General features: G+C 67.9%; 11 protein-coding genes, 1 tRNA gene and 3 pseudogenes. 12 read left to right on the top strand and 3 right to left on the bottom strand.

Annotated elements, in window-relative coordinates; all coding sequences use genetic code 11:
- A partial coding sequence (locus tag FMQ63_RS15085) for a CapA family protein (protein WP_141276639.1) occupies positions 1-1098 on the top strand: 1098 nt, incomplete at its 5' end.
- Positions 1099-1106: 8 nt separating this feature from the next.
- Here FMQ63_RS15085 and FMQ63_RS38410 read toward each other — a convergent pair.
- Positions 1107-1229 carry a hypothetical protein gene (locus FMQ63_RS38410; protein ID WP_013941470.1) on the bottom strand — a complete coding sequence of 41 codons (123 nt, stop codon included), beginning with the start codon at positions 1227-1229 and terminating at the stop codon, positions 1107-1109.
- A gap of 155 nt (positions 1230-1384) precedes the next feature.
- Between FMQ63_RS38410 and prfA the strand changes: the two genes are divergently transcribed.
- From prfA to FMQ63_RS15065, 4 genes are all read left to right on the top strand, one after another.
- Complete coding sequence (prfA, locus tag FMQ63_RS15080; RefSeq protein WP_011554888.1) at positions 1385-2473, top strand: peptide chain release factor 1; 1089 nt, start codon at positions 1385-1387, stop codon at positions 2471-2473.
- On the top strand, positions 2470-3351 hold the full coding sequence (gene prmC, locus FMQ63_RS15075; protein ID WP_011554889.1) for a peptide chain release factor N(5)-glutamine methyltransferase: 882 nt from the start codon (positions 2470-2472) through the stop codon (positions 3349-3351). The genes prfA and prmC overlap by 4 nt, the downstream gene beginning before the upstream one ends.
- Positions 3352-3365: 14 nt before the next feature.
- Positions 3366-4628 carry a UDP-N-acetylglucosamine 1-carboxyvinyltransferase gene (gene murA, locus FMQ63_RS15070; RefSeq protein ID WP_011554890.1) on the top strand — a complete coding sequence of 421 codons (1263 nt, stop codon included), beginning with the start codon at positions 3366-3368 and terminating at the stop codon, positions 4626-4628.
- Between the two features lie 145 nt (positions 4629-4773).
- On the top strand, positions 4774-5163 hold the full coding sequence (locus FMQ63_RS15065; protein WP_011554891.1) for a zf-TFIIB domain-containing protein: 390 nt from the start codon (positions 4774-4776) through the stop codon (positions 5161-5163).
- Between the two features lie 53 nt (positions 5164-5216).
- Here the strand turns inward: FMQ63_RS15065 and FMQ63_RS15060 are convergent, their stop codons facing one another.
- On the bottom strand, positions 5217-6056 hold the full coding sequence (locus tag FMQ63_RS15060; RefSeq protein ID WP_026114280.1) for a hypothetical protein: 840 nt from the start codon (positions 6054-6056) through the stop codon (positions 5217-5219).
- 157 nt (positions 6057-6213) lie between these two features.
- Between FMQ63_RS15060 and FMQ63_RS15055 the strand changes: the two genes are divergently transcribed.
- The 6 genes and pseudogenes from FMQ63_RS15055 to FMQ63_RS38700 form a co-directional block, all read left to right on the top strand.
- Positions 6214-8406: a hypothetical protein gene (locus FMQ63_RS15055; RefSeq protein WP_011554893.1), complete on the top strand. Its 2193-nt coding sequence runs from the start codon at positions 6214-6216 to the stop codon at positions 8404-8406.
- Between the two features lie 59 nt (positions 8407-8465).
- Positions 8466-8538, top strand: a tRNA-Gly gene (locus FMQ63_RS15050).
- 914 nt (positions 8539-9452) lie between these two features.
- Positions 9453-9875, top strand: a pseudogene (locus FMQ63_RS38705) (discoidin domain-containing protein); the annotation flags it as partial.
- A gap of 75 nt (positions 9876-9950) precedes the next feature.
- A pseudogene (locus tag FMQ63_RS15045) lies at positions 9951-11132 on the top strand (discoidin domain-containing protein); the annotation flags it as partial.
- Positions 11133-11705: 573 nt separating this feature from the next.
- Positions 11706-12533: a hypothetical protein gene (locus FMQ63_RS15040; RefSeq protein ID WP_176973858.1), complete on the top strand. Its 828-nt coding sequence runs from the start codon at positions 11706-11708 to the stop codon at positions 12531-12533.
- A gap of 143 nt (positions 12534-12676) precedes the next feature.
- Positions 12677-13395, top strand: a pseudogene (locus FMQ63_RS38700) (IS5 family transposase); the annotation flags it as partial.
- 44 nt (positions 13396-13439) lie between these two features.
- On the opposite strand, the gene FMQ63_RS15025 reads toward FMQ63_RS38700, so the two are convergent.
- Positions 13440-14405, bottom strand: coding sequence for an IS630 family transposase (locus tag FMQ63_RS15025; RefSeq protein WP_026114017.1), 966 nt, complete (start codon positions 14403-14405; stop codon positions 13440-13442).
- A 948-nt stretch (positions 14406-15353) separates the two neighbouring features.
- Between FMQ63_RS15025 and FMQ63_RS15020 the strand changes: the two genes are divergently transcribed.
- Complete coding sequence (locus FMQ63_RS15020; protein WP_011554897.1) at positions 15354-16619, top strand: cytochrome P450; 1266 nt, start codon at positions 15354-15356, stop codon at positions 16617-16619.
- Positions 16620-16652 lie beyond the last annotated feature (33 nt).

Raw genomic sequence — 16652 nt, 5'->3', positions numbered from 1 at the left:
GGCCAGGCGCCCGCCCCTCCCATCGGGGCGCCAGCGGCCGAGCCCCCCGCCCGTTCCGTGTCCATCATCGTGGGCGGCGACGTGACGCTGGGCCACAACTACCAGACACACTACGACGCGGAGACCGCCAAGGGCCGCCCCCAGGACGCCCTGCTGGCCTACGGGTTCCAGGAGGTGAAGCCCCTGACGGACGCCGCCGACCTGTTCGTCGTCAACCTGGAGTGCCCCTTCACCGAGCGCGGTGAGAAGCTGCCCAAGAACTTCAACTTCCGCGCGAAGCCGGAGCTGGTGGGCATCCTCACCGCCGGCGGCGTGGACGTGGTGAGCCTGGCCAACAACCACCTGATGGACTACGGCGCCCAGGGCCTGCTCGACACGCTGGACACCCTGGACGCGGCGCACATCCCCTACTTCGGCGCGGGCCGGAACCTGGCGGAGGCCCGGCGCCCGGCCATCGTCACCGTGGGCGGCCAGCGGGTCGCGCTGCTGGGCTACTTCTTCCTGGGCACGCGCAACATCGAACCGCCCGGGGTCTACGCCACGGAGACGACCCCTGGGGTCGCTGGCCACTTCTCCGACGAGGCCGTCATGGAGCAGATGCTCCGGGAGGACATCGCCGCGGCCCGGGCCCAGGCGGACATCGTCCTGCCCTACTTCCACTGGGGACGCGAAGGCACCTACACCCCGGAGCCCTACCAGGTCCGCCTGGCCCACGTCGCCATCGACGCGGGCGCCGCGGGTGTGCTGGGCGCCCACCCGCACGTCCTCCAGGCCATGGAGCTGTACCAGGGCAGACCGGTCGTCTACTCGCTGGGGAACTTCGTCTTCGGGGGGAACTGGAACCCTCGCGACAAGCGCGGCGCCCTGTGGAAGGGCCACTTCGGGCCCGACGGCGGCTACCTGTCCAGCGAGATTCTGCCCTTGAGGACCGACCGCTTCCCGGAGCTGCCCTTCCAGCCGGTGCCCGTCACGGGCGAGGCGGCGGAGGCGGTGCTGCGGCTCCTGGCGGAGTCTTCAGAAGGCGTGGAGCGGATGCTGCCCGAATTGGAACCGTGGGCACGTCCGCCTCCCTCCCCCGAAGTCCGAGGGAGGGAGTAGCCAACGCACTAGACCTTGTTGTTGGACTGGCCCTTCTTGGCGCGGCTGCGGCGGCGCTTCAGCTGGGCCTTCCGGCCCTTGGCGCGGTTGGCGACCTTCTTCTTGGAACGATTTCCCTTCTGGGCGGGCATGTGGAAGGACTCCGTGTAGGTGATGTGAAACCGACCGCTGAGCGCGGTGAGGGCGGCCCTTTTTTCATGCTCCCGCCCAAGCGTCCAAGGAATTTCTTGACTCCGCCCGCCCTTGCCAGAGGCCGTGCAAAGGGGCAATACCCCCCGGAACGACGATGATTGACAAACTCGAAGACGTCGAACGCCGGTTCGAACGCCTGACCGCCGACCTGTCGAACCCCGACGTGCTCGCCGACTCGGCGAGGCTCCAGAAGGTGTCCAAGGAGCGCGCGGGCCTGGAGAAGCTGGTCGAGGCCTTCAGGACCTACCGCAAGGTGCTCGCCGACCTCAGCGAGGTCGAAGCATGGCTCGGCAGCAGCGACGCCGACGAGAAGGCCTTCGCACGCGAGTCCCTGCCCGGACTGAAGGAACAGCGCGACGAGCTGGAGGCCAGCCTCAAGATTCTCCTCCTGCCCAAAGACCCGAATGACGAGAAGAACGTCATCCTGGAAATCCGCGCGGGCGCGGGCGGTGACGAGGCCGCCCTCTTCGCCGAGGAGGTCATGCAGATGTACCTCCGCTACGCGGACCGCCGGGGCTGGAAGGCGGACATCCTGGACATGAGCCCGGGCAACGCCGGCGGCGTGAAGGACGCCACGGTGACGCTGTCCGGTGACGCCGTGTTCAGCAGCATGAAGTACGAGTCCGGCGTGCACCGCGTGCAGCGCGTGCCGGCCACGGAGACGCAGGGCCGCATCCACACGTCCACCATCACGGTGTCGGTGATGCCGGAGGCGGAGGACGTGGACGTGCAGGTGAACCCGGCGGACATCGAGATGCAGGTGATGCGCTCCACGGGCTCGGGCGGCCAGAGCGTCAACACCACGGACTCCGCGGTGCGCCTCATCCACCACCCGACGGGCATCGTAGTGAAGTGCCAGCAGGAGAAGAGCCAGTTGAAGAACCGCACCATGGCCATGCGCATGCTGCGGGCGAAGCTCTACGACATCGAGCAGGAGCGCATCCGCAACGAGCGCGACTCCGCGCGCCGCGCCCAGGTGGGCACCGGCGACCGCAGCGAGAAGATTCGCACCTACAACTTCCCGCAGGACCGGCTGACGGACCACCGCATCGGCCTCACGGTGCACAACCTGCCGGGCGTCATGGCCGGTGACGTGGAAGACGTCATCACCGCCTGCCGGACCTTCTACCAGGCCGAAGCGCTCAAGGCGCAGACGGCCGGCGGCCCGAAGCCCTCCGCATGAGCAGCGAGCCCTGGACCATCCGCAGGGTCCTCACCTGGACGACGCAGCACTTCGAGAAGCGACAGGTGGATGCGCCGCGGCTCACCGCGGAAATCCTCCTGTCGCACGTGCTCAAGCTCAGCCGCGTCCGGCTGTACGTGGACCTGGACCGCCCGCTCTCCAAGGACGAGCTGGGCGCCTACCGTGCCCTCATCGAGCGGCGCATGGCGGGCGAGCCCACGCAGTACCTGACGGGGGTGCGTGAGTTCTACAACCGCCCCTTCAAGGTGGACGCCCGGGTGCTGATTCCGCGCCCGGAGACGGAGCTGTTGGTGGAGGCGGCGCTGCGCATGCTTCCCAAGGACGCGCCCGGCCGCGCGCTGGACGTGTGCACCGGCTCCGGCTGCATCGCCATCAGCCTCGCGGCCGAGCGGCCACAGGCCACCGTCATCGCCACCGACCTGTCTCCGGACGCCTGCGCGCTGGCGCGGGAGAACGCCCAGGCGCTGGGCGTGGCGGACCGGGTGACGGTGCTGCAGGGCGACCTCTTCACCCCGGTGCCCGCGGGCGAGCGCTTCCAGGTGGTGGTCTCCAACCCGCCGTACATCGCCTCCGGGGAGATTCCCGGCCTGTCCGCCGAGGTGCGACGCGAGCCGACGCTGGCGCTCGACGGCGGGCCGGACGGGCTGGTGGCGGTGCGCCGAGTGGTGACGGGTGCGCGCCAGTGGTTGGAGCCTGGCGGCCTCCTTGCATTGGAGATTGGCGAGGACCAGGGCCCCGCCGTCCTGGAGCTCCTGCGTGCCGCGGGTTACGCGGACGCGCGGGTGGAGAAGGACCTGGAGCGGCGGGAACGGATGGCATTTGGGACACAGCCCGTGGCCAGCGAGCCACAGGGCTGAAGACGCAGGGAACCATGGACAAGATCGTCATCAAGGGCGGCCAGGCGCTGCACGGCGAAGTGCAGGCCTCGGGCGCGAAGAACGCGGCGCTGCCCATCCTCGCCTCGGCGCTGCTGGCCGACGGCACATCCACCTACCGCAACGTGCCGGCCCTGGCGGATGTCGCCACCATGCTCAAGGTGCTGCGCACCATGGGCTGCGACGCGGAGCGCGACTCGGAGACGACGGACGTCTGCCGGGTCGGCGTCAACGGCCACATCACCCCGGAGGCGCCGTACGACCTGGTGAAGACGATGCGCGCCAGCGTGCTGGTGCTGGGGCCGCTGGTCGCCCGCTTCGGCCGGGCGCGGGTGTCCATGCCGGGCGGGTGCGCCATTGGCGCGCGGCCCATCGACCAGCACCTCAAGGGGCTCAAGGCGCTGGGCGCGGACATCCACCTCACGGAAGGCTACGTGGAGGCCACGGCGAAGCAGCTCAAGGGTGGCACCGTCAACTTCGACGTCATCACCGTCACCGGCACGGAGAACGTGATGATGGCGGCGGTGCTGGCCAAGGGCCGCACCCTCATGGAGAACTGCGCCCGCGAGCCCGAGGTCGAAGAGCTGGCCAAGGTGCTCAACAAGATGGGGGCGCGCATCGAGGGCGCGGGCACGTCCAGCATCACCATCGAGGGCGTGGACGGGCTGAAGCCGGTGGAGCACGCCATCCTCCCCGACCGCATCGAGGCCGGCACCCTGCTGGTGGCGGCGGCCATCTCCGGCGGCGACGTGCTGGTGAAGCGCGTGGTGCCCGAGCACATGGACGCGCTGGTGGAGAAGCTGCGCGAGGCCGGGTGCACGATTACCACCGAGGGCAGCGGCCTGCGCTGCAAGGCGCCCCAGCGGCTGGACGCGGTGAACATCACCACCACGGAGCATCCGGGGTTCCCCACGGACATGCAGGCCCAGCTGATGGCCCTCATGTCGGTCAGTCAGGGGACGTCCGTCATCAGCGAGAACATCTTCGAGAACCGCTTCATGCACGTGCCGGAGCTGCACCGGCTGGGCGCGGACATCACCATCCAGGGGCCCACCGCGGTGGTGAAGGGTGTGAAGGGCCTGAGCGGCGCGCCCGTCATGGCAACGGACTTGAGGGCGAGTGCGTCACTCATCCTGGCCGGGCTGCGAGCGGAGGGCCGCACCGACGTCAGTCGCGTCTACCACCTGGACCGGGGCTATGAGCGCCTGGAGCGCAAGTTGAGCGCCCTGGGTGCGGACATCCGCCGCGAGAAGGCGTAGGGCTGAGGGGCCGGGGGGCGACGGGACGGCGCGTTGCCAACAGAAGGCACAAGGCGGGTTGCATCCGAAATTTCGCGCGACCTATCATTCTCCCATCGACTGGGGAGAACACCACTCCCCCCCAACAGGAGAATGGAACCGCCCCATGGATTGCCCCAGCTGCAACGTCGAGATGTCCGATCTCGAGGGGGATGATCAGACGTTGCGAAAGTGTGGAGATTGCGGCGGCCTTTGGATTGACGTCGCGGACCTCAACCGGGTCCTGCTCCACAACAACCTCCCCGGGCTGGAGAGCCAGGGCGGCAAGGTGGATGCGGAGGCACTGACCGGTCAGTGCCCCGAGTGCCAGGTCGACCTCGTCCGCGTGGACGGTGGCGACCGCCAACATCCGCTGCATTACGACACCTGCGAGTCCTGCGGCGGCATCTTCCTGGAATCCGAATTCCAGGACGCCACCGACGTGAAGGTCGCGGTCGAGGAAATCATCGCGTTCTTCCGCCACTTCGGCGCGAAGCGGAAGATGGCCGCTCTGTAGGCGGAGTGCGTCGCCCCCCGGGAAACCGGGCGGGCGGCAGCCAGCCCGTCAGCTCACCGCTGGCTGCGGAACTCCTCGCCCCAGGCCTCGGCGACGGGCCCGTCGAACGCCAGTGACGCATCCGGCGGGCGTGTCCCCTCGGAGTCCCCTCGCGGGAAGCGCACCGTCACCCGCCCGTGCGGGGGGACGTCCAGGGACAGCTTCTCTCCGGACAGCGTGTAGGCGCCACTGACTGTCGTGGACACCTCACCCTCCAGGGGCTCCTCGGTGAGGCTGTAGGTTCCGTCCAGGTAGAAGGACAGGAAGCGGTGCGGTGCCCCCTTCAGGCCACCGAACCAGGTGCCGAGCAGCGGCGCCAGCCGGCCGTTGTAGCGCAGCTTGGGCGCCAGCCAGGTGCCATTGAGGGCCTTCCCGCCAGCGTAGAAGACGATGTCGGTGACGCACACGGGCGCGTCGTCCTTGGCGCCCGGGAAGCGCTCCGACACCTCCAGCGTGAAGCGGGCGCCCCGAAGTCCGGGCTTGAGGGGCACCACCTGGAGCCCGCGCTTGTCCTCCACGCGGACGCTGCGTGCTTCCTTGATGCCGGTCAGGGTGAGCTTCCGCGCCCGGGCGCGGGCCTTGAACGCGGCCCGGTCCGAGCCGTCGCCCGTGTACACGCGGACCTCGTCCACAGTGACGATGTCCTTGAAACCGAAGGTGAAGGACGCGGGTGCGTCTCCACTGACACACCACGCGGTGGAGTCGCGGCCGTCGAGCACGTTGAGAGGCCCGTAGCGCTCCGGCTGACGGGTGCGGTCGAGCCAGTCGGAGGCCTGGACGTAGCCTGGCGGGACATTGGGTGCGGCGGAGGCCGCCGTGGCGGACAGGAGGGAGGCGAGGAGCAGGCGTCGCATGTCCCCGCATCTTTGATCGCCTCGCGAGCGCGGCTCCAGTCCGAGCACGCACGGAGCGGCCGGGTGGATGCGGATGAAAGCGCCCGCGCGGATGTTGGGGTGCTTGACACTCCGTCCCCGACGGGAAGGATGGCGGCCTGTGCTGGAGGAGACCGTGATGAGACGCTGGGGGTGGGCCTGTGTGCTGGGGCTGATGCTGGCCGGCTGCAAGGAAGACAAGGCGCCGGAAGCTCCGGACGCGGGTCCGGTGGAGACAGGACCGGCCGCTCTCACGGAGAAGGAGCCCAACGACCGGCCCGACCAGGCCTTGGATATCACCCGCAACAGCACGGTGAGCGCGGAACTCACCGCGCAGCCGAACAAGGCGGACGAGGACTGGTACCGGCTGGCGCCCGGCGCGCCGCGCATCGCGGACGTCACCGTGTCCGGCCTGCCCGGCGGAGACATCACCCTTGAGGTGTATGACCGCGACCGCAACCGCCTGGTGGGCATCAACAGCGAGGGTGAGGGCAAGCCGGAGCGGTTCCCCAACCTCTACGTGGAGAACGAGCGCTTCATTCGCGTGGTGCCCACCCGCAAGGGTGTGGGCGGCGCGTACACGCTCGAAGTCCGCATGCGCGCGCCCGAGGACGGCGAGGAGCGCGAACCCAACGACCGCGCCGTGGACGCGGTGAGCCTGCCCTTGGGCCAGACGGTGACGGCCTTCCTGGGCCATGCCGGCGACGAGGACTGGTACCGCATCGAGCTGCCGGACCCGACGCAGCCCTCGGCTCCGGAAGGCGCGGGCCCGGGTGGGTCGGCGGAGGACCCCGCGACCGCGCCTTCCGGCGATTCGCCGTCGCAGGGCACGCCGTCCCCGGGAGATGGCACCGCGCCGCAGGGAATGGGCGGCACGCTGCCCGGAACTGGCGGCACAGGCGCCCCTCTGGGGCAGGACGACGCGATGGGCGGCGGTCGCGCCGGTCAACAGGGCACGACCGGCGCTGGCGCCCAGCACGGACAGGGCAACCCTGGCGCGAGGCAGGACCTGACCGGCAACGGTTTCGAGACCGAGGAAGGCGCGGCCCCCCGGGGCGCCGAAGCAGATGGAACGCCCGGCCTCACAGCCCAGGAGGGCATGCGGGGCGCGTCGCTCGGCCAGGGTGGAGTGGATGACTTCGCGCGTGACGAGGCGCCGCCCTCCCCTGCCGTGGAGGGCACCTTCGCGGGCAGCGAGCCGCCGCCCGTGGGCAGCCAGGCGGTGGGCGAAGCCATTGCCCGTGCGCTGGACGCAGGCACGGCAGTGCCTCCCGAACCGCCCTCGGTGGCGCTGAAAATCGAGCTGACCGGCGTGGACGGTGTGCGACCGGAGCTGTCCGTGCTGTCCGCGGCGGAGGCGCCGCTCTTCACCCTGCGCGGCAAGGAGGGCGAGACGCTGTCGCTGCGAAACATCGGCGTGCGCGCCATGGACCGGGTCGTCTACGTGGTGGTGAAGACGAGCTGGGTGGGCACCGGCAAGGAGGCCCGCAGGCCGTTCAACGCCACCATGCCGTACACGCTCACCGTGTCGCAGGAGGAGGCCGGCGCCAGCGCGGAGCTGGAGCCGAACGACGAGCTCCACAAGGCCACCCCGGTGACGGCCGGCGGCTACCGCCAGGGCTTCCTGGCTCCCAAGGGCGACGTGGACCACTTCGTCCTGAAGACGTCCGAGCCGGTGCTGGCGAAGGTGGAGTTGACCGGCGTCGAGCGGCTGGACCTCGTGCTCTCCATGGTGGAGCCCCCGGAGGGGGAATCCGGAAAGGAGACGGTGCTGCTGCGCGCCAACGACGGCGCCATCAAGGAGCCCGAGCGCCTCAACAACGTCGCCTGCAACGGCGCCTGCTACTTCCGAGTGGAGGGCGCGTCGCGCAAGGTGGACGGCAAGTGGGTGAAGGACTTCGAGAACGCCGAGCAGCCCTACCGCATCACCGTCACCACGGTGCCGGACAACGGCGGCGAGGAGCGCGAGCCCAACAACACCGCGGACCGGGCGCAGGACCTGATGCTGGGGCAGCCGGTGCGGGGCACGGTGTATCCAGTGAAGGACACGGACTTCTTCCGGTTGGACCTGTCGGACCGGCCGGTGCGCACGCCCATCCGGGCCACGCTGCTGGGCATCCTGAAGGTCGATGTGGGGCTGTACCTGCACCGCGTGCAGCCGGACGGGAAGCTGTCGCTCGTGCAGACGGCTGACCGGGCCAAGGGCGACCAGCCGGAGAGCATCCGCTACAGCGCCGAGCCAGGCGTCTACCTCTTCGAGGTCCGGGACGCGCGCAACCGCGAGTCCAACTTCCAGGACTCGTACCAGCTCACCGTCGAGGAGACGGAGTAGCACCTCACTTCCCGTTGACAAGCCACAGGGCGGCCCGTACTTTGCGCCCTGCTTCGCCTGCGGTGGTAGCTCAGTTGGTAGAGCACGAGCTTCCCAAGCTCGGGGTCGAGGGTTCGAATCCCTTCCGCCGCTCACCCATGAAGGCCGGTAGTCCTTGAGGAAACTCGGGACTGCCGGCCTTCGTCTTTTCGGGCCTCGGGGCGTCTTGCAGCAAGGATGCTGTAAACGGCGCGAAGCCGGTCCCGCCGCTCCCGTCCCCGGCTCGCGCCTGCTGCACCTCCGGCGGTTGCTGGGATAGGCGCGAAGGACCGCTTGTTGATTTCCTCGCGCAGGGAGGCCGGGTCCTGGGCCTTGAAGTCCCAGCGGCACAGGGAACCGTCCGGGGCCGGGAAGCGCAGACCGGAGGGTGAGACCGCGCTGGCCTGCTGGAAGTACGGAACGGCCTCGCAGGTGCTCCAGCATCGCGCGCCCCCCTTCCGCCTCCTTCACGTCCCCCCTTAAGCCTGCCTCCACACCTCCCTCAGGCGAATACGTCGAAGTCGAAGCGCCTCCTCATCAGTCCAGCCCCGTCCACTCGCGGCTTCCTCGCCGCTGACTGGGGCGCCATCCTCGCCTCCTCGCCTGCTTTGGGGGGCTGTCGAATCACGGTCGCCGCGGGTGGGGTCTTGAGATGAGAGGGCGCATCCGCAGCAATGGTGAGAATTTTCAGCGGGACTGAGAGGGATTGCAGCACGCTTGTCTGCAGGGCGAGCTCGATATCAATTGAGGAATGGCAATGGGAATACCATTTCAAGTGGAAGGGTATTCGCGCCCGCAACACCGCTATCGCGTCGTAAACACCGCCGGACCTGACGGAAGCGAGACGCCCAGCACGGGGCGTGGGTCGCTGACGGGGCGCGGGCCTGCGGTCTGAAAGCCAACGCGCCGCTGGGGGACCGCGGCGCGCCGGTCCGGCATCGTCCGCCCGGTGAGTCGTGGCTCCTGGTGGTCTCACTTGAGGTATCAACTTGAATCCACACCACAGGACCTCATCCCGGGGGGGATGGATGCACCTGCGCGAGCCTGCCCGTGTGCTCGCGCTGACTGCCCTTGCGCTCGCGACGCCCGCGCTAGCCGCCGAGGGATTCACCTCCGTCACCGCCAGTGGGGATGACGGCAACGTCCCCTCCAACGCCATCGACGGCGACCCCACCACGCGCTGGTCCAGCGACGGCGTGGGAGAATGGCTCACCGGCGACCTGGGCGCGGTGAAGTCACTCAGCGCCGTGGACATCTCCTGGCACCGTGGCAACGAGCGCGTCAATCGCTTCGTCATCTCCATCTCCACGGACGGCACGAACTTCACGCAGGTGCACTCCGGCAGCTCGTCCGGCAACACCGCCGCGCCGGAGCGTTACTCGTTCTCCCCGGTGAACGCACGCTACGTGCGCATCACCGTGAACGGCAGCACGATGAACACCTGGGCCAGCATCGCGGAGCTGGCGGCCGTCACCGACGGCTCGAACCCGCCCGGCGCTCCCCCCGAGCGTTTCACCTCCGTCGCCGCCAGCGGAGATGACGGCAACGTCCCCGCCAACGCCATCGACGGCGACCCCGCCACGCGGTGGTCCAGCGACGGCGTGGGGCAATGGATTACCGGCGACCTGGGCACCGTGGCGCAGTTGGGCGCCATGGACATCGGCTGGCACCGTGGCAACGAGCGCGTCAACAACTTCGTCATCTCCACCTCCACGGACGGCACGACCTTCACGCAGGTGCATTCCGGCAGGTCATCCGGCAACACCGCCGCGCTGGAGCGCTACTCGTTCTCCCCAGTGAGCGCGCGCTACGTGCGCATCACCGTGAACGGCAGCACGATGAACACCTGGGCCAGCATCGCGGAAATGCAGCCCGGCACCGGCTCGACCCCGCCCACCAATCCGCCCACCGACCCGCCTGGCGAGCAGGGCCAGGACAAGTTCGGCGTGACGATGATCTATCCGACCAGGTCGGGCGGCGAGCAGTGGTTCCTGGCGGACAACGCTACGTCCGACAAGCGCTTCGACCCGCAGAACACCATCAGCCGCAACTCGGACGGCTCATGGAAGATGAGGAACACCAAGGTGCGCATGTCCGTGTTCACCTCCACGGGCTACAGCGCGTCCAAGATTCCGACCTACGACCGCGACGTGCTGGCCAGCCGGGGCTACATGCAGGCGGCGAACGACTGGCGGAACATCGAGATGACTGGCTTCGTGAAGGTCAACTCGGTGTCCGACGTGTCGGACAACTTCGCGTGGTACGCGCGAGGCGGCAAGCACAACGACAACCACTCGGGGTGCGAGGGCAGCAGCTACAAGGGTTCGCTGCACTATGACGGCCGCGTGCGCTGGCAGAAGGAGACGTGGCACGTCTCCTACAACCAGGCGTCGTACAAGTCCGGTACCTCGGCGCTGCGCGGCCGCTGGGTGGGCTTCAAGTCGGTGATGCGCAACACCAAGGTCAACGGAAAGGAGGCCGTGCGCCTGGAGATGTACCTCAACGAGAACGCCGACAAGAAGACCTGGAAGAAGGTCTACGACATGGTGGACTCGGGCAGTTGGGGTGGTGACGCCAGCCACTGCGGCGGCGCGGTGAACGCAATGCCCATCACTTGGGGCGGCCCCATCGCGGTGTTCCGCTGGGACAGCGCCAACGACGTGGACTTCAAGTGGCTGTCCGTGCGCGAAATCTCGCCGGAGCAGTGAGCCGCTGACCACGTGACGCCCGCCCCGGTGCTCCTTCCTTGGAGTGCCGGGGCGTGGCGTTTTCAGGGCATTCGATGAGCGCCATCACCGGGGTCCGAGCCCTCCCTGGATTCCCCCAGTCGCATGGAATGCCCGCATGGATTCGCGAGCCCTCCCGCACGCTGCGGGAGATGCCCTGCGGGACGAGGAGTACGCCGAAAAAGTGTTCTCCACTGCGTGGAGGTCACGGCCCCCAAGGCGGTTGTGATGAAAGCGGCAGCACATCATCCTCCGTAGCCGCAACAATTATCGGAAAGGCTTGCGGTTCATGCAGCCTGACCGGTTCCGGGGGGTATCATGAACACACTGAAACAAAATGTACGGATGGCTTGCGGTCTGATTTTCGGCTCGCTCCTGATGGCGGCCTCGCCAGGCTTTGCCCATCCCTCTGATGCAGCCGGCTGCGCGGACCGTCAGCGTGAGGGATTCAAAGACATCGCGCGCTGGCCTGACATCGCGGGGTGCGCCGGTGCATGGCGGATTCCGGGCCTGCACACGGACAACCCGGGGATTGCTCCGGCCTGCCCGGGCCTCGTGACCTTCGACACCCTGACCCCCGCCTGCGGCCGTAAGGGCGGTGACGATGGCCCGAAGCCGGGTGGCGCCGGCTGCAACGTGGCCGACCTCTGCGCGAGCGGGTGGCACGTCTGCACGAGCGACGCCGAGGTGATGAGTCGGTCCTCCACCGGTTGCAAGGGAGCCACCAAGGCGGGAGACCAGGCCCTCTTCTTCGCCACCCGGCAGAGCACCAATGGCTGCGGCGCCTGTGCCAACGGGACCTCGACAGGTCCGGAGTGCGACTCCGAGAGCTGCACTCCTGGCTGCCTGCAGACCGCCCGGACGTCGAACGACTTCTTCGGCTGCGGCAACTTCGGAACCGAGGCCACGTGTGGCCCCCTCAACCGGTTCTCGGAGAACCTGTGCTCGGGGCTTGAAGGCTCACCATGGTCATGTAACGCCGCGACGACCGCCGACGACAACGGCCTCTGCGAGGCCTACACGGCCATCAAGACGGGCTCCCGCTTTGGCGGTGTGCTCTGCTGCCGCGACACCTGCACCGATTCCGACAAGGACGGCGTCTGCGATAGCGCGGACCGCTGCGCGGGCACCGTGCTCCCCGAGTCCCTGTCCACGGGCTCCCTGCCGGGCATGAACCGCTTCGCCGATACTGACGGCGATGGCACCTTCAACACGCTGTCGTCGAACGACGGCGAGCCGGAGCGCCGCTTTACCCTCGTGGACACCGCTGGTTGCAACTGCGCGCAGATTGTCGATGCGCTGGGGATGAGCCAGGAGCACGCCCAATCTGGATGCAGCCTCAGCACCCTGGAGAACTGGGTGTCGCGCGTGAAAGAGAACTAGGGGCTGTCCCTGATCTCGTGTTCGAGAGTCGACCCGGCGTGCCGGCCTTTCTGGCACGTTGGGGCAGGGCCTCAATCGGAGTTGCTGCCTGGCGCTAGGCATGATCAACGCGGGCTGTGCGCCGACATGAACTGAGCGATGTCGAGTGGAGCCGCATCGAGCCCCTGCTGGGCTCCAGGACGGGCCCTCGCTCGAAGCGAGGGGACCGTGACTTCATCAACGCCGTGGTGTGGCGGGTGAAGACCGGGGTGCAATGGCGGGATTTGCCCGAGCGGTTCGGTCACTGGAAGACGGTCTACAATCGGTTCCATCGCTGGACGAAGACTGGGCGCTGGGAAGCCATCTTCAAGGCGCTGCGGCTCGATGTGGATGAGCTTGGCTCCCTTGCTGACGCATCGGTCGTCCGGGCGCATCAGGACGCCGCGGGCGGAAAAGGGGGATCCGAAGCAATGCTTTGGGGCGTTCTCGAGGAGGTTTTTCAACGAAAGTTCACGCCGTCACTACGACGGGAGGTAAGCCGCTCCACGTCGCGCTGACGCCCGGCCAGCAGCACGAGTCCACAATGGCCGAAGAACTTATGGTGCACGCCGAGGGCGCCGCTTTCATTGCGGATACCGGCTATGACGCCGACCGCATCCGCGCCAACGTTCGAAAGCTCGGGATGAAGCCTGTCATCCATTCAAACCCGAGCCGTAAGCGGGCGTTGCCGTTAGACCGCACCCTGTACCGGATGCGCTACCGGGTGGAGTGCTTCTTCCACGATCTCAAGCGCTTTCGGGCCGTCGCCACCCGCTATGACAAGACGGCGACGAGCTACCTCGCCGTCCTGCACGTCGCATCCATGCTTCTTTGGCTGCGCTAATCAGGGACAGCCCCTAAACGCCCGATCATGAATCTCGCACGCGCTCAGGCGGCGCTCCGCAGATGGACCTTGCGGAGGATAGGACTGGCACGCCGCTGGGCGTTGCGAGCGTGCAGGTAGGCATGGACGCGCCGCATGAGCTTCTGGAGGGTGCGGCAGCGATGGTTGCGAGTGACATTGGCGTGGAGGTCCAGCCAGACGCGCTCAATGCGATTGGCGTCCGGGCAGTAAGGCGGCAGGAAGTGGAGGACAAGCCGGCCGCCGAGTCGCTCGAGCGCCTTTCTCGTCTTCTGGCTGCTGTGGATGGAGGCGTTGTCCAGGATGAGGTGGATTCGTGGGGCGCCAGGGTACTCACCGGCGATGCGCCAAAGCAGTTGGATGAAGAGTGAGCTGGCCTTCGACTTGCCTTCCACCCAGGTGAGGCGGCCCGTCTTCGAGTCCAGGGCGCCGGCCAGGTATCGCTTCTTGTTGTTGCCTGGCGTGAGCACCACCCGGCGCTGGCCGGGCAGGCACCAGTCGCGTCCCACTTTCGGATTGAGATGGATGTCCACCTCGTCCACATAGAGGACCGGCTCGTCGGACCGGGCACATGCTTCCAGGCATCGCAACTCGAAGAGACGCCGGCGCCGCTTCCAGCCCGGCCAAGGGCAGCCCACCACGGGTTTGGCCGCCTTCAGGCTCGCACCGAGGGTGGCAAGCGCACGGCCCATGGTGGCAACTGACACCCGCGCCAGGCCCCGGCGCTCCATCTCCAGCGCGAGCAACTCTCGTGTCCACGTCGGGCGGCACCAACCCACCTCTTCGGGAGTACCCGCCAGCACGCGCGAGAGAATGGCGAGGAAGCGCTCATCCACCTTCGCCTCGCCATTGGCCGCCCTGCGGTCCACCAGGGCTTTACGCCGTCCCGTCCGGTAGCGATTGACCGCAGAGACGACTGTGGAGGTGGCGCACGCCAGAGCACGTGCTACCTGCCTGCACGATTCGCCGCGCGACACTCCCACCACCGCCATGCACCGCCGCAGGGTGAGCGGGCAGCCGCTCCTTTCACCCCAACGGATGAGGGAGCGGCGCTGCAGTCGCGAAAGACGGGGACTACCTTTGTCCCGGGGCGGGGCCTTTCTGATTCCTGGTCTTCTGCGCACACAGAGCCGAACGGGATGTGCCCCTGCCTCTTCCTATCGCCCCGCGCGCCCGCCCGCTCACCAACCCCGATCGAGAATCACGAGCGGTGGTTTAGAGGGTCTGAAGTTGCCCCCATCCTGATGGGCCCCCCAGCTCTCCTTTGATTTGGATACGAGTTGTGCCGCGCCTTCTGGTTCCAGGGTAGGAATTCTCCTGGCAGACGCCAATGACCGGCGACTCTCCTCCATCAGCGAGGTCTCCGTGGCGGCCGGAACAGGCACGTCCAGTCTGCCGCCCACGGCCATCACCTTCTCACGTACATTCCCAAAGGGACGTACCACATCGTGCTGCTGGCGGATGTGCATGAATGGATTGCCGAGAGTGATGGGAACAAAAACGGCGGCGCGTCCAGGCTGCATGCCTCATGGAACGCGCTGGCCGCCCGAACACGGCGGCGCAGTCGACCTTGCGGCGTGAGCCTGCCCCGCTCGGCAGCGCGCGGAGCCGCGCGGGACCCGGACTTTGCAGCACGGGTGCAGCAACCCCCCTGAGACTCCCTGCTACCCGCTGCGACGGATGGACAGGCCCCCGGCCCGGAATCCCCAAGGCGAAGTAAGGGTTTGCGAACGGCTGATAACGCCTGGACGGGTCGAGGCCGAGCTTCCCAAGCTCGGGGTCGAGGTTTCGAATCCCTATGTGCAAGCCAGGCGGCATCGCGTGGACATGGGACGCTCCGTTCAGCATCGCCCAGCCCCGTGTGCGAAGCCGTAAGCCCTGGCACCATGTGGTCCGCTGTCCCGCTCCCCACCCAACAAACCGTTGAGGTCAGCTCACGCATGTCCAAGACCAACGCCCCTTCAGGACTCGGGTCCGAGTACCACCCGCTCGACTCTCCCCAGCTCGAGAATCCGCATCCGTTCCTCGCGCGTGCACGGAGTGAGGAACCGGTGTTCTTCAGTCCGGCGTTGGGGGCGTGGGTGGTGACGCGCCATGCGGACATCAGCGCCGTGGTCGCCGATACCACACGCTTCTCGTCCGCAGAGTCCATCACGGTGGGCGCCGCGACGACGCCGCCGGAGGTGGTCACCGCGCTGATGGACGGTTACCCCCTGGTGCCAAGCCTCGTCGACAATGATCCGCCAGCGCATGGCCGCTTCCGGAGCCTCGTCAGCAAGGCCTTTACCGGGAGGCGCCTCGCGGAGAAGGAGCCCTTCATCCGCACCCTCGTGGACGCGCTCATCCACTCCTTCAGGCACGAGAGGCAGGCGGACCTGTTCCTCCGGTTCGCCCATCCGCTGTCGTGCAGCATCATCGCGGAGATTCTCGGAATCCCCAGCTCGGACATCCACCGGTTCCGGCGCTGGTCCGATGAGCTGTCCACGGTCCTCGCGGCGCATGGCCCCATCGAGCACCAGGTCGCATGCGCGCAAGGCGTGGTCGAGTTCCAGCGATACCTGGCCTCGACACTCAAGGAGCGGGAGGTGTCCCCCCGAGAGGACCTGCTGAGCGACATCGTCACCGGGGCGCAGGGGATGACGCCGCCCATGAGCATGGCGGAGCTCGTGAGCCTGCTGATGCAGGTGCACTTCGCGGGACATGAGACGACCGCGGGCCTCATCGTGGGAGCGGTGGAGCTCCTACTCGAGCATCCGGAGCAACTGCGGGCACTTCGGGACGACCCGGGCCTCATCGCAGGCGCGGTCGAGGAGGCGGTGCGGATGATCTCCCCCGTGCATGCCATGTTCCGTACGGCGCTGGAGGCGGTGGAGATTGGGGGTGTGCCCATTCCCAAGGGAGCCCACATCCGCATCGTCTACGCGTCGGCCAACCGCGACGAGGCCCGGTTCCACGAGCCTGAGCGCTTCGACATCCGGCGGCCTGAGGTCAAGAAGCACCTCGCCTTCGGGCAGGGCCTCCATTTCTGCATCGGCGCGCCGCTCGCGCGGCTCGAGGCACGCCTGGCAGTGGAGGCGCTGCTTCGAAGTCTCCCGGGGCTCCGGCTCGTACCGGGGCAGAAGCCGGGCTTCCTGAGGAGCGTCACCGTCCGGAGGCACGAGAGCCTCGAGGTCGCGTGGGACGTCCAGGCGAATCAGGCCCTCTGACGACCCGACGCACAGGTCGGTGAAGGGACGGCC

The sequence above is a fragment of the Myxococcus sp. CA005 genome (assembly GCF_006518205.1).
In the GTDB taxonomy this organism is placed as follows: Bacteria; Myxococcota; Myxococcia; order Myxococcales; family Myxococcaceae; genus Myxococcus; species Myxococcus xanthus.
Note: the sequence above shows the minus strand (reverse complement) of the source record. Positions and strands in the feature narration are given on the sequence as shown.

Coding starts and splice junctions, on each gene's coding strand:
- FMQ63_RS38410 (WP_013941470.1), bottom strand. CDS start 1,229: ATGCCCGCCCAGAAGGGAAATCGTTCCAAGAAGAAGGTCGCCAACCGC.
- prfA (WP_011554888.1), top strand. CDS start 1,385: ATGATTGACAAACTCGAAGACGTCGAACGCCGGTTCGAACGCCTGACC.
- prmC (WP_011554889.1), top strand. CDS start 2,470: ATGAGCAGCGAGCCCTGGACCATCCGCAGGGTCCTCACCTGGACGACG.
- murA (WP_011554890.1), top strand. CDS start 3,366: ATGGACAAGATCGTCATCAAGGGCGGCCAGGCGCTGCACGGCGAAGTG.
- FMQ63_RS15065 (WP_011554891.1), top strand. CDS start 4,774: ATGGATTGCCCCAGCTGCAACGTCGAGATGTCCGATCTCGAGGGGGAT.
- FMQ63_RS15060 (WP_026114280.1), bottom strand. CDS start 6,056: ATGCGACGCCTGCTCCTCGCCTCCCTCCTGTCCGCCACGGCGGCCTCC.
- FMQ63_RS15055 (WP_011554893.1), top strand. CDS start 6,214: ATGAGACGCTGGGGGTGGGCCTGTGTGCTGGGGCTGATGCTGGCCGGC.
- FMQ63_RS15025 (WP_026114017.1), bottom strand. CDS start 14,405: ATGGCGGTGGTGGGAGTGTCGCGCGGCGAATCGTGCAGGCAGGTAGCA.
- FMQ63_RS15020 (WP_011554897.1), top strand. CDS start 15,354: ATGTCCAAGACCAACGCCCCTTCAGGACTCGGGTCCGAGTACCACCCG.